Annotated in this window: 18 protein-coding genes and 1 pseudogene; 9 read left to right on the forward strand and 10 right to left on the reverse strand. The window is 55.7% G+C overall.

Going from position 1 to position 20,376, the window contains the following annotated elements; genetic code table 11:
* Positions 1-33 precede the first annotated feature (33 nt).
* Together JAO32_RS11140 and JAO32_RS11145 are read right to left on the reverse strand one after the other, a co-directional pair.
* Positions 34-180 carry a hypothetical protein gene (locus JAO32_RS11140; RefSeq protein WP_334240315.1) on the reverse strand — a complete coding sequence of 49 codons (147 nt, stop codon included), beginning with the start codon at positions 178-180 and terminating at the stop codon, positions 34-36.
* A 529-nt stretch (positions 181-709) separates the two neighbouring features.
* Complete coding sequence (locus JAO32_RS11145) at positions 710-1,294, reverse strand: hypothetical protein (RefSeq protein ID WP_334240317.1); 585 nt, start codon at positions 1,292-1,294, stop codon at positions 710-712.
* A 567-nt stretch (positions 1,295-1,861) separates the two neighbouring features.
* Between JAO32_RS11145 and JAO32_RS11150 the strand changes: the two genes are divergently transcribed.
* A complete protein-coding gene (locus tag JAO32_RS11150) occupies positions 1,862-2,221 on the forward strand; it encodes a hypothetical protein (RefSeq protein WP_334240319.1) in 360 nt (119 codons plus the stop codon).
* A gap of 31 nt (positions 2,222-2,252) precedes the next feature.
* Here JAO32_RS11150 and JAO32_RS11155 read toward each other — a convergent pair whose 3' ends face one another.
* The 3 genes from JAO32_RS11155 to JAO32_RS11165 all read right to left on the reverse strand — a co-directional run bounded on the left by JAO32_RS11155 (position 2,253) and on the right by JAO32_RS11165 (position 5,467).
* A complete protein-coding gene (locus tag JAO32_RS11155; RefSeq protein WP_334240320.1) occupies positions 2,253-2,936 on the reverse strand; it encodes a universal stress protein in 684 nt (227 codons plus the stop codon).
* On the reverse strand, positions 2,929-3,111 hold the full coding sequence (locus tag JAO32_RS11160) for a universal stress protein (protein ID WP_334240323.1): 183 nt from the start codon (positions 3,109-3,111) through the stop codon (positions 2,929-2,931). Before JAO32_RS11160 ends, JAO32_RS11155 begins: the two co-directional genes overlap by 8 nt.
* 442 nt (positions 3,112-3,553) lie before the next feature.
* Positions 3,554-5,467 (reverse strand): heavy metal translocating P-type ATPase, encoded by a 1,914-nt coding sequence (locus tag JAO32_RS11165; protein ID WP_334240325.1) that lies wholly within the window; start codon positions 5,465-5,467, stop codon positions 3,554-3,556.
* 97 nt (positions 5,468-5,564) lie between these two features.
* Between JAO32_RS11165 and JAO32_RS11170 the strand changes: the two genes are divergently transcribed.
* Together JAO32_RS11170 and JAO32_RS11175 are read left to right on the forward strand one after the other, a co-directional pair.
* A complete protein-coding gene (locus JAO32_RS11170; RefSeq protein ID WP_334240327.1) occupies positions 5,565-5,942 on the forward strand; it encodes an AI-2E family transporter in 378 nt (125 codons plus the stop codon).
* Between the two features lie 208 nt (positions 5,943-6,150).
* Positions 6,151-6,627 (forward strand): AI-2E family transporter, encoded by a 477-nt coding sequence (locus JAO32_RS11175; RefSeq protein ID WP_334240329.1) that lies wholly within the window; start codon positions 6,151-6,153, stop codon positions 6,625-6,627.
* A 93-nt stretch (positions 6,628-6,720) separates the two neighbouring features.
* Here JAO32_RS11175 and JAO32_RS11180 read toward each other — a convergent pair whose 3' ends face one another.
* The gene (locus JAO32_RS11180; RefSeq protein ID WP_334240331.1) at positions 6,721-7,407 is read right to left on the reverse strand and encodes a VIT1/CCC1 transporter family protein; all 687 of its coding nucleotides are present in this window, start codon (positions 7,405-7,407) and stop codon (positions 6,721-6,723) included.
* A 1,491-nt stretch (positions 7,408-8,898) separates the two neighbouring features.
* On the opposite strand from JAO32_RS11180, the gene JAO32_RS11185 reads away from it, so the two are divergent.
* The 3 genes from JAO32_RS11185 to JAO32_RS11195 are packed head-to-tail and all read left to right on the forward strand — an operon-like array spanning position 8,899 to position 10,314.
* Complete coding sequence (locus tag JAO32_RS11185; RefSeq protein ID WP_334240333.1) at positions 8,899-9,357, forward strand: MarR family winged helix-turn-helix transcriptional regulator; 459 nt, start codon at positions 8,899-8,901, stop codon at positions 9,355-9,357.
* Between the two features lie 10 nt (positions 9,358-9,367).
* Positions 9,368-9,784, forward strand: a complete 417-nt coding sequence (locus JAO32_RS11190) for a DUF1398 domain-containing protein (RefSeq protein WP_334240335.1) — start codon at positions 9,368-9,370, stop codon at positions 9,782-9,784.
* A 44-nt stretch (positions 9,785-9,828) separates the two neighbouring features.
* Positions 9,829-10,314: a DUF6790 family protein gene (locus JAO32_RS11195; RefSeq protein ID WP_334240337.1), complete on the forward strand. Its 486-nt coding sequence runs from the start codon at positions 9,829-9,831 to the stop codon at positions 10,312-10,314.
* Between the two features lie 107 nt (positions 10,315-10,421).
* Here the strand turns inward: JAO32_RS11195 and JAO32_RS11200 are convergent, their stop codons facing one another.
* A complete protein-coding gene (locus JAO32_RS11200) occupies positions 10,422-10,817 on the reverse strand; it encodes an arsenate reductase ArsC (RefSeq protein WP_334240339.1) in 396 nt (131 codons plus the stop codon).
* Positions 10,818-10,831: 14 nt separating this feature from the next.
* The gene (gene arsM / locus JAO32_RS11205; protein WP_334240341.1) at positions 10,832-11,710 is read right to left on the reverse strand and encodes an arsenite methyltransferase; all 879 of its coding nucleotides are present in this window, start codon (positions 11,708-11,710) and stop codon (positions 10,832-10,834) included.
* A 70-nt stretch (positions 11,711-11,780) separates the two neighbouring features.
* Here arsM and JAO32_RS11210 point away from each other — a divergent pair, with 70 nt between their 5' ends.
* Together JAO32_RS11210 and arsB are read left to right on the forward strand one after the other, a co-directional pair.
* Positions 11,781-12,191 (forward strand): ArsR/SmtB family transcription factor, encoded by a 411-nt coding sequence (locus JAO32_RS11210; protein WP_334240343.1) that lies wholly within the window; start codon positions 11,781-11,783, stop codon positions 12,189-12,191.
* The gene (gene arsB / locus JAO32_RS11215) at positions 12,192-13,277 is read left to right on the forward strand and encodes an ACR3 family arsenite efflux transporter (RefSeq protein ID WP_334240345.1); all 1,086 of its coding nucleotides are present in this window, start codon (positions 12,192-12,194) and stop codon (positions 13,275-13,277) included.
* Positions 13,278-13,861: 584 nt separating this feature from the next.
* On the opposite strand, the gene JAO32_RS11220 is transcribed toward arsB, so the two are convergent.
* Together JAO32_RS11220 and JAO32_RS11225 are read right to left on the reverse strand one after the other, a co-directional pair.
* Positions 13,862-16,012 carry a heparinase II/III domain-containing protein gene (locus JAO32_RS11220; RefSeq protein ID WP_334240347.1) on the reverse strand — a complete coding sequence of 717 codons (2,151 nt, stop codon included), beginning with the start codon at positions 16,010-16,012 and terminating at the stop codon, positions 13,862-13,864.
* A gap of 91 nt (positions 16,013-16,103) precedes the next feature.
* Complete coding sequence (locus JAO32_RS11225) at positions 16,104-19,466, reverse strand: TonB-dependent receptor (protein WP_334240349.1); 3,363 nt, start codon at positions 19,464-19,466, stop codon at positions 16,104-16,106.
* Positions 19,467-19,746: 280 nt separating this feature from the next.
* On the opposite strand from JAO32_RS11225, the pseudogene JAO32_RS11230 reads away from it, so the two are divergent.
* A pseudogene (locus tag JAO32_RS11230) lies at positions 19,747-20,376 on the forward strand (hypothetical protein); the annotation flags it as partial.

The following is a 20,376-nucleotide window of genomic DNA, read 5'->3' on the forward strand; positions in this document are numbered from 1 at the left end:
ACCCAATCAATCGCATCCAATCCTCTAACTCACTCAAAGGATTTCTTCGGCGTGATCGCTACTATTTTTCGCAATAAGGATGGCCGTTTCGATGTCTGTTTCCATGACGCCACCGCCATACCCCAGGAACCAAAGCGCGCGTTCGGGCTTGGCCGGCAGGATATGATCCTGCAGTTCCACGGAGAGGACCAGAATCTTGCCGCGGAGTTCGCTGCGAGCAACGAAGACCAGTGCGTCATCGGGCAGTGGCTATCGGTTTAGATTGAGATTACGCATCTCGTCGAGGAGTTCAGCCATTGAAACCATAGTTGCTCCTCCTGAACTCTACACACGACCGCGTCATGCCGGAGAAAACACGTTTGACCTTGCAATTCGCTATGTCCCTTGCCGGTCAGTGGCTCCAATGGTCTGCTGCTCCGATGCAAACTCCCCGCTCAAGGTGCGTACGCCAGCACTTGTGAAGCTGAAAGCGGCTTGGAGATGGTGAGCGTGGGCAATGCTCCTATCTGTAGGGATTGTAAGAACATTGCCTGAAGTGAAAACAGACCTTGACCTCTATTGAGGGGCGAGGATAGAGTTCGCTCGTCTTGTAGAGCGCGACGGACCTTTGGACCGCATGGGCAATGGCCACCTACCTAATCAATCAGTAATGCGCCCGTACGGCCGTTGTCTGCATCAGCTACCGTGAACGGGGCTATCCTGTCCGCTCTCATCGTGCCCGGAGATTCACCGTGTTCGGAACCTCTCGGTAGAAGAAGATCGACAATAACTGCATGAAGGTCATGCAGGCGGCCGCCCCCAACAGCTCGGCGACGCGTGCGCTCGGCAGGGTCGCCCCCCAAACAAGGGCGACGCCCAGAACGAGTTCGAGCATACCGCACACTGCCAAGGCGCGGCGCTGCCGCGGATGCCGCTCCAGATGTCTAGCTATCCGAAGCTCCGCAAGCCCGAACAGGAATGCTTGCGGGGCCGCGACGAGCGCGACCCGTTGCAGTGACTCGTCCGGCGCAATCGCGAGGTGCAGTGCAGAGGCGATCGAAATCACGCCGAGTATGAGGTAGACGATGATCTCTCGACTGTGTCTCAGCCCAAAGTAAAAGACCGTAATGCTTTCCACCATTCCCATGAAGCCAAAGGTGGTTGAGACGACGATCAGAACGATGAGGGAGAGCACTACCTCAAAGTGTTCCGCGCCGACGTGGGAATCGAGATAGAGAAGCACAGCGATAAACAGGGCGAGCAACGTAACCAACATGCCCAGCACGAATCGATGTAATCCGAGTTCATAGCGCATATGGTTCCCCCTGCACCTAGACTCTAAGCCGAAGACGCACGCGTATCTGTGATGAGCGTCACCCGCCTGTAGCCGCGCCGGAGTCCTTTGCCCTAGGCAGCGGCATGCACCGCCCCCGCCAAGGGATGTTTCGAGTAAGGTTCCAGGTTGCAGCAACTCCAGCCCGGTCTTCTGGAAACTCACGAAGAGCATCGAGCTGGGTAAGGATTCGACATCCGTGGGTCAGCGTGCCGGTTTTACTGATAAACAGCACGTGACACGATTCTATGGATTCCAGAATCGAGCGATCCAATGATAATTCCACGTCGGGTTCCGACCAAGAACGTATCGATGATCACGACCGGTATCGATACCAAGTGTGGATACGACGTGCCGATGACGAGAACCGCCAGGAAGCGCTCCGAATGGTCGCTGAATTGCCAACTCGCAAGCGCGATCGTAACGTCGCGTGGTGTGTACCAGGAACCAGACGATTCTCCTCTGATGCATGGAGAACTTCAACGATTCTTGTCATAGCGAAAGTCACTGGCTTTCTTGGTTGTTCGAATCGTCAGTGCGGAGTCGCCGTTGATCGAACCCGACAAGACCGTGGTTGCCCGGTGCTTTCGCAGTCAGAAAAGGCTGACCGGTGAGATAGGACTCATCCATGCTGCCTCGTCCCGACACAGCCACGCCATCCAGGAAGAAACGTCACGGGGCAAGAATATCTGCGCCGAAATTGGCTCGGAGAATGTGCAGAATGAGCGAAGCAGCCAACGGAAGACTTGCAGTCGCGATAGCGACGATCAGGGCAATATTGGCGACCTATCTCGATCGACGAAGACGCTCGCTGCCAGCGTGCCGCCTACGATCATGGAAGTCTTCACGAGATGGGCGGTCGGCGTGTCGGGTCAAGCTCTCATCGAAGATCATTGCAGCAGAGCATAGTCCATTTTGATAGCACCAGCTATCAATTGGCCTACTCGCAGACCGAGAGCACAGGGCAAGGAGCGCTCATCACAATCTGAAATCCCGTTCGTGGGCTGGTGTAGGCAGTCAGCGCCTTTGCAGGATGGACTCCAATCGCCAGCAAGTCTGCCTTCGCCTTAGAAGCCGTTTCTGCAATCGCGTACGGCAACTTAACGTCGACGAGAAGTCGGAATTCGACTTGCTTCCGGACTTCATTCTCGCCGAGGGCCACCACGAGGCGATCACGAATGGAGTCAGTCCAGGATGATGGTGTAATTTCGGAATCGGGCGATGCCACGTGCAGCACTAACAACCGCATACCGGATGACCACAGAGACACGAGGAATGGCAAAGACGCTAACGACCGTTCGGTGAGATCTGTCGCGAGCATTAGGCGCCGGATCTTCCGATGCCAGAACGGAGTGACGTGCGGGCCTACAGTGACCACCGGATACTGTGCATGCCGCAACACTTCCTCTGCCGTGGAACCGATGAAGAAGCGTTCAAGGCCTGAACGAGAATGGGTGCCAAGAACGAGGATGGGGTTTTGAACCTTCGCAGTGATCCTGAGAATTTCACCAGCGGGTTGTCCTGGAGCGTCTGCGATAAGCGTTTCGGCGCTTCCAGATGCTCGCGTGATGCGAGCCTTCGCGAGAGCCAGACTAGCCTTTGTGCGTTCCTTTAGCTCAACCATCCATCCAGTCGACCGGGATGGAATAACGGTGTTTGGGTACGTAAGTGAAAATATGAAGCAGCAACAGACGCCGCTTCAAGAGTTTCGACAATGCCAACGCGAAACTCATTGCTACGAGTGACGACTCAGAGAAGTCGGTTGCAACCACGATGGTCGGAACATGGGTCTCAGACATGGGAACTCCATCTCCGAAGGCTATGAGTTTCTCTAGAAGTTAGCGGTGATGCACGTCACAGAGCCTGGGTCCGCTGGGGCTAGGATCAACTCGAGGCTTTATGCCTAATGGTACCCAGAACCGGGCATCGCGAATACTGTAGGAGCGGTTCGCAGAGACTGAAGGACATGAAATATGGCCTCGTCGATGTCTACGAGCGGAGCACGGTTAAACAACGTCCTCAAGCACTGCAAAAAGGCTAGAGCGCCGCTCCGCAAGCACCTCCATGATCACCAATCAGCACACGTCCGCCAATCGCTCGCCATTAGGCTGAAATAGTTGTGGAAGCCAAAGGCGTTTAGCGTCGTTGGATTACGCACGCTTTGACGGACCGGGTCTAGCGAAATCGCACCTGACGCAGGACGCTTCGCTCCACAGAAGAGCGATTGGTGCGAACACCCGGTCACGGTTTGGATCGATCAGCTCCAGGTAGAGTTTGTGCGCCCTCTGGAGGTGTTTCAAAGTCGGTAAGCGAGCCAGTCGGCAAAATCACGCGCAATGAGTTGAGGATGGATAAAAGATCGATCACCTCTTGAGCAATGGCTCCCTGAATCGGCGTAATCAGACCGAACGATGCGGCAGCCATCCCGATAACACTCAGTCCCATGCCCCCGACGGCAGAAAGCAGCGCAATCCTCCGCATTCTGCGCCCAATGTGCAGCAACTCGTCAACACCAACCAAGGAGGATTGAAGGATGACCGCACCGGCTGCTTCTGACGTGATATCGCTGTTCACACCCAATGCGATTCCCGCTGTAGCTGCCATCATCGCTGGCGCATCGTTGATCCCATCGCCGATGTAGAGCGTTCTCCCTTGCCGAGTTTCGTTTTCTACCAGCGCAACTTTCTCTTCCGGACTCTTGCCACCGTAAGACTTAGTAATTCCCATGCGCTTTGCGAAGAGCGTAACTTCAGGGACACGGTCGCCTGAGAGCAGGATGATTTTGGAGATCGAGTGCTTCGAGTCAAGATGACTTAGAAAGGACTTGCTCTCTCTGCGGGGTTCGTCCTGAAAGTGGAGAACGCCAGCGAGGTTGTTATCCAGAAGAAGGACGCATTCCAGGCCCGGCGAAACGGGAGGCATAGCGGACAGGTTTTCGGCAGAAAGCTTACCGCGACCCGTCACCGTGACCTGTCGTCCTGCAACCAGCCCCGTGAGACCCGCACCCGGCGCTTCGGATACATTCTCGATACGGAGCAGTTCCAGCTTGTCCCTCTCTGCGGCAGCGAGCACGGCGCTCGCGAGGGGATGTTTCGAGTAGCGCTCCAGGCTTGCGACATACCGCAACGCCGTCTCCCGTGTCGTTCCACCGATGCAGTCAATGGATGTGACGGTCGGCTTGCCGTAGGTCAGCGTGCCCGTCTTGTCGACGATTAAGGTGTGACAAGTCGCCATCTTTTCCAGGATGGATGGGTCCTTGATGATGATGCCTAACTTGGCACCTACAGAAATGGCACCGATGATTGCTACCGGTATCGAGATCAACAAGGGGCACGGCGTTGCGATGACCAGTACGGCGAGGAATCGCTCCGACTGGCCAGTGAAGTACCAGCTTGCCAACGCGATCGCAATCGCAATCGGCGTATACCAAGAGCCAAGCCGGTCGCCGAGCCGCTGTATCCGGGGCCGGTTCTCCTCCGATGCATGCAGCACTTCCACAATCTTCGCGTAACGAGAGTCGTTGGCGATCTTCGTCGCCCGGATCGTCAGTGCCACATTCCCGTTGATGGAGCCGGAAAGCACATCCGTCCCTGGCGCCTTTGCGATCAGGAAGGGTTCGCCTGTGAGATACGACTCATCCATACTGCCTTGGCCGCTCACCACAAGCCCATCGACGGGGCAGACTTCATGGGGATAGATGAGGAGTTCGTCGCCGACAGCAATCGCGTTGATGGCTACGTCCTCTACGGCAGTACTCGCTCTGTGTGCCGTCAGAGGCATTCGCTTTGCCAGGGCGCTCAATACAGACGAGGCGCGTCGCGTCGCAAAGCCCTCCAATGCCTGACCGCCGGAGAGCATCAGGACAACGATGGCCGCGACCCAATACTGCCCAACTACCAGTGACGTAACAATCGAGAGCAGCGCAAGGAGATCCACGCTGAAGTTCCCCTTGAACACCTGTTGCACCAAGGAGATAAGCAACGGAATGCCGGCACCGGCAATAGCTACCAACAGCACGAGATTGAGGATTTGCGAATTTTGAAGGAGCAGCTTTGCGATCAGCGCCGCAATCATCCCAGCTGCGATAAAGCTGGCCGTTGCGATATGTGCGACAGGACTGTCCAGCCACTTCGTGATTGCACTGGTCTCATTCATGGGACACGCTCGTTCGGGGAGACTACAACGCTCTTGAAGCTAAAGATGTGTCCGAGAGCACTATTGTTCGATTTCAATCGGCCTATACTCTTGTGGCGTGCGTGACCTCCCCCTATCTTCGCTTGCAACTCCCAAGAATTCCTCGCCGACGAGCCTTTTGTTTATCGGCCTGGGGTCGATCGTTGCACTGTTGCTTGCGTGGCACGGAAGAGTGATACTCATGCTTCTGTTTGCGGCGATTGTAGTTGCAGCGCTCATGACTGCGGTCGTCGAGTGGCTAGGCACAAGATCCAAAATTGGCCGGCGAATATCCTTGCTGGTCATTCTTTGCGTTGCAGGCGGATTGGTTGGTTTGACTGTCTGGCTCAGTGGCCCCAGCATCATCGCTCAGTTCGCGGACCTGCAAAGCGACCTGCCTCAAGCGGCACATCAACTCACGGGAAGGGTCAATGACCATGGCTGGGAAGCTGGTTGATTGCACAGTGGTCCGACTACTCCAGCTTTCGAGTAGTGTCAGGTCCGCGTTGACGCGCATTGGGGGAATCGTTCTGAGCACAGCGACGGTAACTCTCAGGGCTTGTGCTCGTCGGCTTTCTTGGCCTTTATCTGGCAGCTGAACCGGAGATCTACTTCGCTTATGTTCAGAGGGTGACGCCGTCGGCATTCAGAGCCAGGCTCAACGCTTGCGCCGCCGCTGCATTGCGGAACTTAGGCTGGTGGTTCTCTCGCAGATGCTCTCCATGACCGCCGTGGGAGTGATTGTGACGATAGGCCTGTGGATGCTGGGTGTGCCGCTTGCCGGTATTCTCGGCGTCATCGCCGCCCTACTCACCTTCATTCCGAACATCGGTCCGATATTGTCGGTTGTCCCCGCCGTTCTGTTGGCCGTTGCCATCAGTCCGATGAAGGGGCTGTTCACCGTGCTCCTATTTCTAGCGGTCCATTTGCTGGAAGGCAATGTCATCACCCCTTTGCTGGAACGGAAAATCGTCCGTCTGCCTCCAGTTCTCACGATGACTGCCCAGCTCTGGTTGGCCGTCATCGCAAGCCCCCTCGGCCTAGCACTCGCAGCACCGTTGGCAGCAGCAGCCCTGGGCGTTTTCGATGTGCTCATTCCATTCGAAGCCGACGATACATCTCATGGTCGCCCAGAAGATTAGCTGCGGCTTAGAGGCCGCGCGAGTGACATTGAGCAGGCCGTCTACGGATCAGCTCATCCTGAGTAGTCGTGTGAGCCCGCTTCTATCCCGGTTTTAGACCTGCGTTCCGAATAGCGCTCCTACCCCAGCAGTCACTGCCATCGCGAGTGCACCCCAGAACATAACTCTGCCCGCCCCCGGGAGCACTGGCGCACCGCCAACCTGTGCTGCAAGCCCCCCCAGAATGGCAAGACAAACTAGGGAGACGGTCGCGACCGCATACACAAGGACAGATCCCGGCAATAGCCAGGATATTGCAAGAGGCACAGCTGCTCCGATCGCGAAGCTGGCTGCAGACGTCAGTGCCGCCTGAACAGGCTTTGCGCTTAGGGCATCTGTGACGCCAAGCTCATCGCGAGCATGAGCTGCCAAGGCGTCCCTGGCCATCAGTTGCGTGGCTACCTCCATTGCCAGAGTGGCGTCGAGGCCTCGTTCTACATAAATATCGGCCAATTCCTGCCGTTCCCCTATAGGATCTGCGGCCTGTTCTGCTTTTTCGCGTTCGAGATCCGCACGCTCTGTATCGGCCTGCGAATGCACTGAAACATATTCCCCGGCCGCCATTGACATCGAGCCAGCAACCAACCCAGCGAGCCCCGCAACGAGAATGCTGGCGTGGGCACCATGCGCGCTCGCTACGCCCAATATCAGGCTTGCGGTAGACAATAGGCCATCGTTAGCTCCAAGCACGGCGGCACGTAGCCAGCCGACTCTGTTTGTGCGATGACGCTCAGTCTGCATTGGTTTAATGTCTCCCGGTGTCACTACATGATTCGCCGTGGCTTTTGGCGCGTTTCCGAAAAGAAGTGTGCTTCTTATTCATGAAGGCAGCGTTTTGATCGAGGTTACAACGATCGAGGTTAAAACATAGACCTAGCCTGTGTCTGTTGTGCCCAGATGCACTCAATCTCCGCCGGATCGGGTGACGCTTGTAGAACGCGAGCCCATTTAGGTTTGGCCGACGTAAGTGAGAGGCGTACGCCAAGTTTGGCAAGTACAAGGGCATCTGGGTTTCGAACGCCTATCCGTGCAACTGAACCCTGCATGAGACTGCAACAACGAGAGAACAGCTGCCTGTAAGGCAAACATTCCTATTTAAGTGAGCAGGACTGCTCAGCCAGATTCGTTTGAGAAGGACGCTTTTCCCGGCAATTTATTTTTCCCGGATTAAGGACACTCGATATGCCCAGGCGTGCAGCGCGGAAGTGATCGAATAGCGGATATGAAAGAATGGCTTCCGTATGCAAGGCACCATGCGAACCTCTTCACCGGAGGTAAACATCAGGTATTTGTTTCCCCACGGAAGTAAGGTGCCTTGCGCTCATGGCATCGAACTTCTACAGGTTTTCGCGTCCACTCGTCCCTCCGATTTCAATTTCTTGGAACCGAGCGATTTTCGGAATGATTCTGATTCTGCATTCATGCAAATCTTGGAATGGGACGCGTTCATGGTGCACTATCGTACCTGCCGAAAGTGCCACGACTAACTCTGGTATTTCGCGCGGTCATTGCAACGGTCCATCCTGTGATCATTTTGGTCCGCGAAATACTCTCCCATTCGCGTTCTCTTTGTGAGTCCAAGGCCCACACGCTGCTTGAGACCATCTGTCATTGGCTGTCGGAGAGGTCTACTCGCTGATTTGTGATGGGCTCGCCTCCACGAGTCGCGCCTTCCGCCTAGAAGCAGGCAGTATCCCGTCGCAGATGGATCGGAGGTCCCTCGGAAAGTGCGAGGTATTCGCCATAATCTTGGGGCTCAAGGATGGGTGGCCATCCGATCATGGATAGGGGCCGTCACTTTGTTCGGTTCGCCTCTGAGCACGGCGAAGATCTTCTCCCGAATGCTCAGTCTTTAGATTCTTCCAGGGCTTCCAGACTGAAGCCATCCCGAACCGATGTTCTCTTGGGATGGTGAACTCGTATTTAGTCTTCTTGACCTACGAATGGCAAATGACAGAGAAGATCGCAACACAAGGCTCGATGGAGCGCTCTTAAGAAACGCGTCCTTACAGAACTTCGAATGATCGCGATACCTTCGGAGCGCGTATTGAGTACCACACGAAACCTCAATAAAGGCACATATTCTGCCACCCCGCAATTCAGTGGAAAAAGAACGTCGCTCTTCTGCGATGCGATAGCGATGTGATTCAGAGACTCCCAACGATGAAATCTTCGCCTGTTGACACTAGGTTTCCATAGACATTACACTTAGTTTCCATGGAAACTATCGGAGTGGGTAACCAGCAGTTAACTCCATTAGAGGGGCACCTTGGATATTGCCTCAGACGCGTCTCGAACGCTGTCTCAGGAACGTTCGCCCGCGCCCTCCAGGAGAAACAGACTTCGGTTGCGGAATGGGTGCTTCTGCGTGAGCTTCACGAACGCGGTCAGGCTGCTCCAGGCGAGTTGGCCGATAGCTTGGGATTGACTCGTGGTGCAGTTTCTAAAATCGTCGACAAACTAGATGCGAAGGGCTGGGTCCAAACGGAGGCAAAGGAGCACGACAGTCGGTTCCGCCTGCTTTCTCTCACACGAGCGGGACGCCGCAACCTCCCCATTCTTGCCGAGATTGCTGACCGAAACGATGCAGGCTATTTCGACTGTCTGAGTGCGAAAGAAAAGAACACTCTACGGGAACTGCTTGCCAAACTTACAGATCATAACCGCATCCATGATGTCCCAACCGAATGAGGAGAATGCTTTGAGTAAAGCAATCGATAACCTGAATGAAGCTATGAAATTTGCGGCAGCAAACCGTCCTCGTGTGGGTGGCTTCCCCTATCTGGCAGAAGTTCTGCGCAGAGCTGGAGTGACGCATAACGTCTGGTCATTGCCGTCCTGCCAAAGCCTCTTCTTGACGCAGAAGGGTCCTGTCGTCATACAAGGCGCCCCTTTGGTCAATGGTCCTGTCGATGTACCCGCTTTCGATGAAGAGGCTCTCATCAAAGCGCTTCGCATAGATCAGGCTGGCGATAGCACGTTTCCAGAGTTTCTGGATGCGTCGTGGCGAGCGGGTGTCGTGCGCTACGACGTTGATTTGGAAGGACACACCGTGACCTACCAGGGTTGCAATGGCGAGGAATACATCGAAGCCTACCCTGCGGTGACGGTTGCCTAGATTGTGAATGAACTGCCTACGAATGAGAGTTCTCTGGAGGCTGCATGTTTCAAGTTTTCTTTAGCCTGATTGCGGTTGTGGGCGCATCTGTTCACCTTGTATTCTCGCCCAAACGCCGGAGCAGCGGAGCGGCGATTGCCGGAACATACCTGCTGTATCTGTTCTTCTTCTATGTTGGCCTCATGGGGTTGCTTACTGCGTATGCACACGTTTTCCGTCCTATTGAGACATCGGCATCCATAGGATGGTCGACAAGCCCTTACGAATATGAAGTCGGCATGGCTGACCTCACCGTCGGTGTGTTAGGCATTTTGTGTTTGAAGTTTCGCGACAACTTCTGGTTGGCCACAGCGATCGCAAACGCCGTCTGGCTGCTGGGCGACGCCATTGGACACGTTCGGCAGATGACACTCAATAACGATCACGCTTCCAACAACTCAGGCATCTTCTTAGACACCGAAATCATCATGCCGCTCGTAATTCTCGCTCTGACTCTCTACTACCGTCGTAGGGAGGCCAAAGTCGCCTGACGGGATCGTGGCCATTAAAATGCCCATGTGCTCTGGCACAAGATTGGTACCGGAAAGTCGGCATATCGAAAGTCGCGATCAGACGATGGGAAGTACGTTTGCCAGGACTAACCCGCCTCAGACCGTAGAAGGTCTTCCACTCTCTTCTTCACTTTGTCGCGAATCTCTCGCACCGCGTCCAACTGCAATCCTTTGGGATCGCGCAATGGCCAGTCGTCACGCCGTAGGCCGGGAACATAGGGACACCTTTCGCCGCAGCCCATTGTGATGAGCAAGTCTGCACGAGCCGCCAACCCTTCAGTGAGTTTCTGAGGTTGGGCCGCACTGAGGTCTATCCCGACTTCACGCATCACTTCCAGAACCTCCGGGTGAATCCGCGTGCCGGGTTCCGTGCCTGCCGATACCGCGCGGGCTCGTGACGGATCGGCCAAGGTGTTAAAGAATGCAGCTGCCATCTGTGAGCGACCTGCATTATGAACGCAGGCGAAGATTACAGTTTTCATGATTTTTCCTTTGATTACCCGCGAGGTTTAAGCGCGTACACCTTAACGCTCGCAGCGGCTTGATTGACGTCGTAGGTATCGAGCAGCGCACCCAGGTCTTGATGGAGACGTGTGGCGGTGGATTCTGGCGTGCAACATGATTCCTGGACAACGGCGAAAGCGCCGGACGCTTCCATCGCAGGCGAGCAGCACCCCGCGTGATTCTCGACCTTCTTGTATGCATTCAGGTCGAAACCACTTTCGACGATCTCCACATACTCGAAGCCCGCTTTTAGTAGTTCTTCGCGGTATGCGTCGATTCGCATGGCTCCAGCGATGCACCCGACATAGGCAGCAAGGCTTGAGGCAATAGCCGCCGGTAGTTCGCCCTTGAGAGCGATATCGCTCACAGCCAAGCGCCCACCGGGCTTGAGAATGCGTGCGATCTCACGGAAGACGGCGGGTTTATCCGGGGCGAGGTTTAGGACACAGTTGGAGATAACGCAATCCGCGGATGCATCTGGCAGCGGGATGTTGTCGATACTCGCCAGATGGAACTCGACGTTGGTATAGCCACCCTTTTCAGCATTTGCGCGGGCACGCTCGATCATGGTGGGGGTCATATCGATGCCGATGGCTTTTCCGGTTGGTCCTATCTGTTTGGCTGCGAGAAATACATCCAGTCCGCCCCCGGAGCCGAGGTCCACAACCACCTCACTCTGGCGCAGGTTTGCAGTCGCCGTTGGATTACCGCAGGAAAGGCCCATGTTGGCCTCTGCCGGGATGGAGGTTAGTTCTTCGGCGCTGTACCCAAAGGCTTCCGCCACGGCCTTCACTCCCGCATCGCTGCTTGATAGCGTGCTCTCCGCCACCGCACCGTATTTTGCCTTTACTTCGTTCTGAACATCTGTCATGCGTCACCTCAGATTCGTTTTGGCGAATATATCTATTGCAATCACATTCGTCAAAGCGTATACATTGCATATGGCTCGTAAGGCTGAATTCAACATGGAACAGTTCTTCCAGGCGCTCGGAGATAAGACCCGCTTGCGCCTGCTCAACCTTATGGGAGAGCAGGAGGTCTGTGTCTGCTACTTTGTGGAGATTCTGGAGGCGCCGCAGCCGAAGATTTCCCGCCATCTTGCGTACTTGCGCAAAGCGGGCATGGTGTCCGCCCGACGCGAGGGCAAGTGGATGCACTATCGCATGGTCATGCCGCCACACACCGGCGCAACGCAGATTCTTCGCGAGACGCTCGCCTCGCTTAAAGAAGAGAAATCCATGCAGGCAGACTTGACGCGCCTGACCAAAGCCTGCTGTGCCCCTGCGAAATACGCTCTCGGTGGCGCACCGGTCCCGGCCTCTGTCTCCGAACTCTGCGGTGAGACTTGCTGAATGGCGTCCGCTCCTACTCCTCAAGGGCAGGTCTGCGCTCCTGCCGCACGGAAGCGACTGTCGTTCCTTGACCGCTTCCTGACGCTTTGGATCTTCCTTTCAATGGCCATCGGCGTCGGTATCGGCCATTTCTTCCCGGCCTCTGCCTCCATTGTGAACCGCTTCCAGAGTGGGACAACAAACATCCCCATCGCCGTTGGCCTCGTCGTCATGATGTTTCCTCCTCTGGCAAAGGTCCGCTACGAAAAGCTCGGTGAGGTCTTTCGTAACAAGCGCGTGCTGGGGCTCTCGCTCATTCAGAACTGGCTCGTCGGCCCCCTGCTGATGTTCCTGCTGGCGGTGCTCTGTCTGCGCAGCGAACCGGCCTACATGAGAGGCCTGATTCTAATCGGCATTGCGCGTTGCATCGCGATGGTGCTCGTGTGGAACGAGTTAGCCGAGGGCGACACGGACTACGTCGCCGGTCTGGTTGCCGTTAACAGTGTCTTTCAGGTGGTGTTCTATAGCTTTTATGCCTGGCTCTTCCTGACCGTACTGCCAAAGTGGTTCGGACTGACCGGAAGTGTTGTTTCGATTGGAATTGCCGAGATCGCGAAGAGCGTGGGCCTTTATCTGGGAGTTCCGTTCGCTGCCGGATTTCTGACCCGGTACTTCCTGATCAGGCTCAAAGGCGAAGAGTGGTACAGAACCCTGTTCGTACCGCGCATCAGTCCGCTCACGCTCGTGGCATTGCTGTTCACCATCCTCGTGATGTTCTCGCTCAAGGGCGACCTGATCATGCGCCTGCCCCTCGACGTAGTGAAGATTGGGATCCCGCTGGTGATCTACTTCCTCATCATGTTCCTCGTCAGCTTCTTTATGGGCAAGCGGCTCGGCGCAGACTACGCACAATCCGCCACGCTGTCTTTCACAGCGGCGGGCAACAACTTCGAACTGGCAATCGCGGTGGCAGTCGCCGTCTTTGGCCTCAATTCAGGCGAGGCCTTTGTCAGTGTCGTTGGGCCCTTGATCGAAGTGCCAGCACTCATCGGACTTGTGAATGTGGCATTCTGGCTAAGAGGCATACTCTACGCCTCGACAGATTAATCCTGTGGAGTCGCATCTCACAAATGATCCCTTCCTGACGATAACGGCGTCTCAGAAGCTCGGCGATTCCGTGATGATTTCTTGCAGATACAGCTTCGCCACGTCCTCCTGGGCCCCAATGATCGCCAAGCAGGTAATCCATCCACCGCCGGAGTCTGATCTCGATTCATGGTCGAATCCAAACATCAGAGATCGTCTTCCCATTTGGAGTCTGCGCGGTGGCCAACGCGCATGCGTTCGATTCAGCTAAGTCCTTATGGATTTCGGAGACGACGACCGCCCCTTCGCCCACCGCAGAAGCCACCCTCTTTACGGAGCCTGAGCGCATATCTCCTATTGCAAAGATTCCCGACGACGAGGTCTCGTGTGTCGTCGTTCCACCGACGCACGGGATGAGAATGTCCGAGACGAGAGTACTACCGGCCAGCTGTTCGTCTCGGATTTGTCCGCGGACTCACCTTCCTTACAGAATTCGCGAGATCTTCCGCGTCTCGGACGCCAGTCTTCCCTACCGCCTTTAGCGATTACTTCGCCGCAGGTTACTCAGTAGTAGAGGATCTAACAGACCTTTTCGGGCTATCGATCTATTTGAATGTGTGCTGGAGCCTTAAACCGTTGATGGTGGAGAAGACGTCAACTCCTTCGGTTGTCTCAACCTGAAAGTTCCCGTCCTTAGTCTTATTGAGATGAGGTTTCGTACGGCCAGTGGATAGAAGAGCATTCGATGTAGACAAAAGCGTTGCGAACGTGACGGAGGTTCCGGTTCTGCGAACAATGACGAACGGCACGGGCGCTGGGAACTCTCGGCTTGGAGCTTCACCGGTGAAAAATTCCGTTGCGGGTGCTCCCAGCATCTGCAGTGCAAGTTGAGAGTGTTCCGTCTTCGTGGAGATTTGTCGCGGCGCAGAATCATAGGTTGCAGGTGGGCTGTTTGAATCAGAAATGGAGACGGATGGCTTGCGTTCCGCTACGAAGTGCAGAGAAATATCCGCCTCAGTGGTGCCTTGCACCGCGTGGAGAAGATGTTGGTAGCCATTGGCGGCGGGGAAGGTGTAAGGCTTCATGTTCACTATGTCAGTTGTGGTTTGCTTGCCGACGTTGTGATATGCCCAATCAAAAGTGTGCGGCTGTCCGTCCTTGGATTCGCAACGATCAATGATGAGAACATAGTCAGGTGTAAGCAGCATGGTGCGTTGCAAGCTGGCGTTGGCATAGGCGGCACCGGCGTCCGCGCGCACTGCGGTCCAATCGTCACCGACTTGCCAGTCAAGCAATTTTCCGGTTGTCTGTGCCTGCCGTTGGCCATCCACAGAGATGGTGTTGTGCGCAATCGTCATGGCGTCCCACTCCTTATGAATGGGCAGGCCATATAAGTGTGTGCCGGAATCCTCGGCCAATGTAATGCCGTGCGAAAACAGCACGAAGTTCAACTTGTCATAGTGGCCGTGTCCACCACCGTGCGGACCGAACTTCATGACGGCCGTAAGGTCGCTGCTGGACGAACGCAGGGTTGCGTAGCCAGCTTCAGGAAATACAGAGCTTGCGAGTGGTGGTGCGGCAGCCTTTGGAAGCTTAGGGGTTCCAAAGAGGAACGCCTCACGATCACCACGCTGGCCCTGCTCAATGACGGTAAGAAGTACCGGATCATGCGTTGCAGCGTATGCCACTTCGTATAGAAACGACTCACCGTAAAGATTGGGCGAGCCACTATCGTTGAATGCGGGAAGACTTCCGTCCGGCAACAAAACGCCAAGCGGTGAATGAAATAGCGCGATCAGATTTGGTTCCTGCTTCCATAGGTCCATGCCCTTGCGCGAAGCCATCTGCGCGGTCATGGTGAGAGCGCGCATTGCGTAGAACTGGTAGCCCCAGGCACCCTCTGCCCAAAAGCCTTCGTGGACAAAGTGCTGCATTTGGTAGCGGAAGCCAATCGGGCCATCAATGGCTTCAGTAATGAGCGGCTGATCGTTCAGCGTGAAACCCACAGCGGCAGCACCCGCATTGATCCATGACTGGATATTCATCGTGGGTTCTTTGTGTGCCTTCAGTACGATTGCCGCCGATGCACGAAGCACATCGTGCTCGATGCTTTGCTTTTCGCCCACGGTGAGAACGTTCGCATCGCGGATAAGGTCATATGTCCACGCAATCTTGATGAGCCAGATAGATTCATCCAGCGTTTGGGCATACGCCATGGCACCGTTTGGACCAGGCTTGTTATTAATATCGTGGAGTTTGTAAGTGGGGTATATGCGCGCGTAGTCCTTCAGGATGTTTGCAGCGTTCTTCGCATAAATGAGCTTCCGGGTGAACTGGTAAGCAAGCGCTGATGCGACTGCGGCCTCGCCCAACGCGTCATTCCGAAGCTCATAAACGACGTGGTCATACGGATAGCCGGTGAAATTCCTACCGGTATCCGGGCAGATGTTTTGATCTGGGGGACGAAACTGCAGCGGCCTGCCGCTTTCCGGGCAGGCGTACCAGTGCAGCCATGCTCCGCCTTCAGGAGGAGGTGCAGCATCGTGTGTGCCAAAACGCTTCATGTAGGACGCGGGAAAGTCGTCGGCTTCTTTCAGCAGCAAGTCAAGACTCGCCTTGGCCCACGGCTGCTGCTGTGCAAGCTGCTTACGTGCTGCAATGTCTGCGGGCGAAAGAAAAAGAGACTGCGCCCGCGCGCCGATGAGGCTACAGAAAAACAACGAGGAGATAACGATCTGTTTGAATGTGCGGTACATTGCGGACAACCTCACATGGCGGCAGGCCGCCGGAATCGCGTGAGAAGGTTAGTGTATGGCCGGAAGAATCTTCCAGCCATACACTCTGAGGTTAGAAGTTGATGCGGGTGACGATCTGCAAGAATCGATTCGATACCGATCCGGTGATGAGGCCGAACGACGGCGCATTGAAGTAGGCATGGGTGGCATCGGTAGTGAGACCAAGCGAAGTGCCAGGATTGCCAAGGCTGTTGTGGTTCAGCACGTTGAAGGCATCCACGCGGAAGACAAATGCGACTTCCTTGTAGATGGGGAAGCTACGCTGCGCGGAGACATCTAGGTTCACTTCACCCGGGGCCCGCACACTGTAGCGGCCTACGTTGCCAAGTCCTGTTGCAACCACCTGCGTACGTGCCGCACCGGTACCAACGAAGACCGGACCGCTGGGCGTCAGCGGGAAGTCACCTGCACTCGTGGGCTTGAAGTACTGTAGGCCTGCACCGTTGCGATAGGGAGTAACCTTCAGCATCTTGTCGTTGCCGTTCGGACGCTGGCTGTTGACGCCGGGGAATACGTTGGACTGCGTGATGGTCAACGGAAGGCCAGTGCGACCGGTGAAGATGGGGCTGATCTCAATGTTGCGTGTGAACCATGGGCCACGAGTCTTGTAGGAAATGGCCAGGGTGTAGTTATTACGCACATCAAAAGCAGAGCTACTGCGTTCCTGTGTGCGACGGATATTCGGATCAGAGGGATATTGGCCTGAGTTCAGGCCATTCGCCTGCGAGAAGTTGAAGATGCCTGAGCCGTCGTCAATGGTGTGCGACCATGTGTACGAACTTTGCATGGAGAAGCCACTGCCAAAGCGACGACGGGCTGTGACTTGGAGACTGTTATAGCTGGACGAGCCAACGTTGTACGAGCCCGGCAGCGTCCCCAGGCTCGAAAACTGGCGAGCGTTTTGCGTGGCCACCGTTGTGTTTGCATATGCCACTGCTGTGGCCTGATTGAAGGCCGGCAGATTGTCGTTCAGATACAGCGGCAGATGAACCGCGTGGCTGCCTACGTAACCTATTTCAACCACGGTGCCCGCGCCAATGGACTGCTGGACGCTGGCATTCCACTGTTGGTTAAGGCTTAACGGATTGATGCTCTGGTAGCTAATGCCAGGTGAAAAGGGGTTGGAAGGAGATGCGGAAGCCAGCGCCACGCTAGGGTTATTCAAGTCCTGCACGCCGATAAGCGGCATGCCCTGGTTAAGAGTGAATGGTTGCGCGACGCGAGTTCCAAGGTTGTTGAACGAGACGGGCACGTCATAGCCGGGGAATGAAACCTGGCCACCAAGGTTAGACATGATCTGTCCGTAAAATGTGCCGAAGCCCGCGCGCATGACCATCTTGTTATTCGGAGCGAAAGATAGACCGATGCGTGGCGAGAAGTTCAGTTTCGCAGCATCGATGTTGAGCGTCCGCGATGCATTCTTGTTCGCTACCAGGAGCACACCTGTGTGGTTGTCAAATCGGCTGTAACGGTCAGTTGCGATGTACATGGGCGATTCATAGTCGTAGCGGACGCCAATGTTCGCCGTGAGCTTGGGTGTTATGCGGAAGTCGTCCTGAATGTACACGCCGACGTTGAAGTTGCGGCGACCGAGTAGCGGCTGCGGAATGGCATAATTCGCAGTTTTCACCGCACCCAGTAGAAAGTCCGCAAGTCCGTTGGTCGCCTTGCCACCGGAGCCAGTGATGTCCGTGATGGCGCCAGTAAAGCTGTACGAACCCTGGAAGGCCGAGCCCGTGTTGAAGACGTTCACCTGGTTCTTGCGCAGCAGCGCGCCCATCTTGATGGTGTGCTGTCCAATCACCTTGGTGATAGAGCCATAAGGCGTAAAGGTGTTGCTATACGTCTGGCTGGTGGAACCGTTACCCGCGCCCATCGTGCTGAAGCCGGAGATGTTGACGCTGGGCGTTTCCTTAAATGAGTAGCGCTGAATGGCAACCGTCTGTGAGGGGTCTGTCCCAAAGCTAGCTGCAGTACGTTCCTCTACCCAACGGTTGAAGCCGAAGCGGACGTCAACGACTGTGGTGGGGTTAAGGGTCGCCGTGCCGCCCACGACAGCCTGCCAGCCCTGATCGCAATTGCAACCATAGCTGGTGGCAAGAGTGGGATTGTTGTACGCAAGCTGTGCCTGAGTAGCTGCAATCCAGCGATTGACGCTGCCGAAGAGACGAACGCTGTCTGCCACGGCGTGGTCCAGACGCAGCGAGTAGCGCGGCGCTGTGTAGGGCAGTGAGTTCTGGAAGGTGTAGTTATTGGTATAGCGGTTACTGACGCTATCAAATGTGCCAGTAGTGTTGGGCAGTGGCAACAATGCCATGTAGGCCGCAGCGGTTTTATCGATACGCGCCGCAGGAATTTTGTTGCCAGCGAACGGCATGTTGGTCAAAGGGTCGTAGATGATGACAGGCGAGGCGGAGAAGTCCCCTGAGCGGAACGCCGCCGTGGGCACACTCTGCGTCTGTGAGGCAGCGGCGCGTTGGAGGGTCTGGTCATAGTTCAGGTAGAAAAAGGTCTTTTCTCTGCCGTTATAGATCTTCGGAATCCACACGGGACCACTGATCACTACGCCGAATTGGTTGTAGTTGTTTGCGGGACGCTTCTGGACTGGCGTCTGTAGCTTGTTGCCGAAGGTGTTCGCATTCAACACGGCATTGCGAAACAATTCATACACGCCAGCATGAAACCTGCTGGTGCCGCTACGGGTGATCATCGTGACGACGCCGCCGGAGGTACGGCCGTATTCCGCAGGTGCGTTAGAGGTGATGATGCGGAACTCGCCCAACATATCGGGGGAGGGCAGTCGACTGATCTGTCCGGTTACGCCTTCAACGACCGAGTTGCCGTCGAGTAGTGTTTCGGAGTTTAGCGTACGGCTACCGTTGATGGACAGCTGAGCAGAGTTGACATTGGTAGCGCTGCCGCCATGCACCACGCCTGGTGCCAGCGCGATCAGATTAGTGATCTCGCGATTCGGCAGTGGAAGGTTCTGAACATCGCTTGGGCTGATGAGGGTGGAAATCGTGGCGTCGGAGCGGTTCAACTCTTCCGCCTTGGTAGTGACAATGACGGTCTCACCGACATTACCCAGAGCCAGGGTGATAGGCAGGTCTACACGGGACGCCACGGAGAGCTGCACTTGGGTTTCTGTGCGCTGGAAGCCGGGAGCCTCAACTGCAAGGGTGTACGTTCCAGGAGGTAGCTGGAGAGCGTTGTAGACGCCATGGTCGTCACTGACTACATGTGCGACCTCTGCCTTGGTGGCAGGATTAGTCAGAGTGAGCTTGGCTCCGGGGATGACTGCGCCAGAGGGGTCGCTGACGGTGCCGGAGAGGCGGGCAGAGGTGTCCTGCGCTACGAGCGCGGTGCAGGGCAGTGCAAGGACGGCGGCAATGGCCAGATGCCGGGTAGCAAACATATGAGGTGCTCCTTTTGTTGTTCCAACGCCCACTCTGGACCGCAGTCGTTCGTTTCGGTGGCAGGCTGTTTTTCGGAACATCGATACAGTGGTGATCGTCACTTACAGTTGCCAAGTGATTAGCCCGGAAAACATTGTTAAGGCAATGTGAAACGTTGAAATATAATGACTTACAGACTCCTAGATTTGGGGAGTCCAGGTGACAAACCCGTATGTTGCTTGCGGTTGCTATGTCCGGTTCGGTACCGTTGGCTAGCAGCAGAAAGTACTCTGACGCCGTATGGCAACAGCTCCCCCAATCCGTGAAGACAAGGACGTTGCTGCGCAGAGCGAAAGCTCTATCGCGCACACGGACGACCGTCTGCTGCTGGTGGAGCGCATCGCCAACAGCGAAGCGCTCCAGAAGTCCAGCCGACTGCCCGGCCTGCTACGATACCTTGCGGCATGTACATTCCAGGGTGATCGCGCAGGCCTGACTGAACAGGCTATAGGGCGAGCTGTGTTCGAAAAGACCGCGGATTTCAGCCCGACAGAGGATAGCTCGGTTCGGGTATATGTTCGGCAGTTGCGACTGAGGCTCTACGAGTATTTCCAAGCCTCCGGTGCGGATGAGAGCACCATTATCGAGATTCCGAAGGGCGGGTATGCCTTGGCATTCCACCCGAGACATGTGCCGTCTCCGAAGAGGGAGGCTGATGCTCATGTGGCAATGCCTTCTGCCTCCTCTGTGGTTGTGTCTGAACGACGCGTTACAAAGCGAGGTCAACCGGCCTGGTTTCCTTGGGCGGTAGTTGCGGTAATGACACTGATAGCGCTTGTCGGATGGGTGCGATGGTATAGGTCAGCATCCATAGCCTTGCCGCCGTGGCCGTTGAACCTGGTTGTGGATTCGCAGCGGCCAACAACGGTC

Source organism: Terriglobus sp. ADX1, assembly GCF_036877645.1.
Taxonomy (GTDB): domain Bacteria; phylum Acidobacteriota; class Terriglobia; order Terriglobales; family Acidobacteriaceae; genus Terriglobus.

What these genes read in the sequence shown, in the direction of transcription:
- JAO32_RS11145 (WP_334240317.1), bottom strand. Translation starts at nt 1,294, where the DNA reads ATGCGCTATGAACTCGGATTACATCGATTCGTGCTGGGCATGTTGGTT.
- JAO32_RS11155 (WP_334240320.1), bottom strand. Translation starts at nt 2,936, where the DNA reads ATGGTTGAGCTAAAGGAACGCACAAAGGCTAGTCTGGCTCTCGCGAAG.
- JAO32_RS11160 (WP_334240323.1), bottom strand. Translation starts at nt 3,111, where the DNA reads ATGTCTGAGACCCATGTTCCGACCATCGTGGTTGCAACCGACTTCTCT.
- JAO32_RS11165 (WP_334240325.1), bottom strand. Translation starts at nt 5,467, where the DNA reads ATGAATGAGACCAGTGCAATCACGAAGTGGCTGGACAGTCCTGTCGCA.
- JAO32_RS11180 (WP_334240331.1), bottom strand. Translation starts at nt 7,407, where the DNA reads ATGCAGACTGAGCGTCATCGCACAAACAGAGTCGGCTGGCTACGTGCC.
- JAO32_RS11195 (WP_334240337.1), top strand. Translation starts at nt 9,829, where the DNA reads ATGTTTCAAGTTTTCTTTAGCCTGATTGCGGTTGTGGGCGCATCTGTT.
- JAO32_RS11200 (WP_334240339.1), bottom strand. Translation starts at nt 10,817, where the DNA reads ATGAAAACTGTAATCTTCGCCTGCGTTCATAATGCAGGTCGCTCACAG.
- arsM (WP_334240341.1), bottom strand. Translation starts at nt 11,710, where the DNA reads ATGACAGATGTTCAGAACGAAGTAAAGGCAAAATACGGTGCGGTGGCG.
- JAO32_RS11210 (WP_334240343.1), top strand. Translation starts at nt 11,781, where the DNA reads ATGGCTCGTAAGGCTGAATTCAACATGGAACAGTTCTTCCAGGCGCTC.
- arsB (WP_334240345.1), top strand. Translation starts at nt 12,192, where the DNA reads ATGGCGTCCGCTCCTACTCCTCAAGGGCAGGTCTGCGCTCCTGCCGCA.
- JAO32_RS11220 (WP_334240347.1), bottom strand. Translation starts at nt 16,012, where the DNA reads ATGTACCGCACATTCAAACAGATCGTTATCTCCTCGTTGTTTTTCTGT.
- JAO32_RS11225 (WP_334240349.1), bottom strand. Translation starts at nt 19,466, where the DNA reads ATGTTTGCTACCCGGCATCTGGCCATTGCCGCCGTCCTTGCACTGCCC.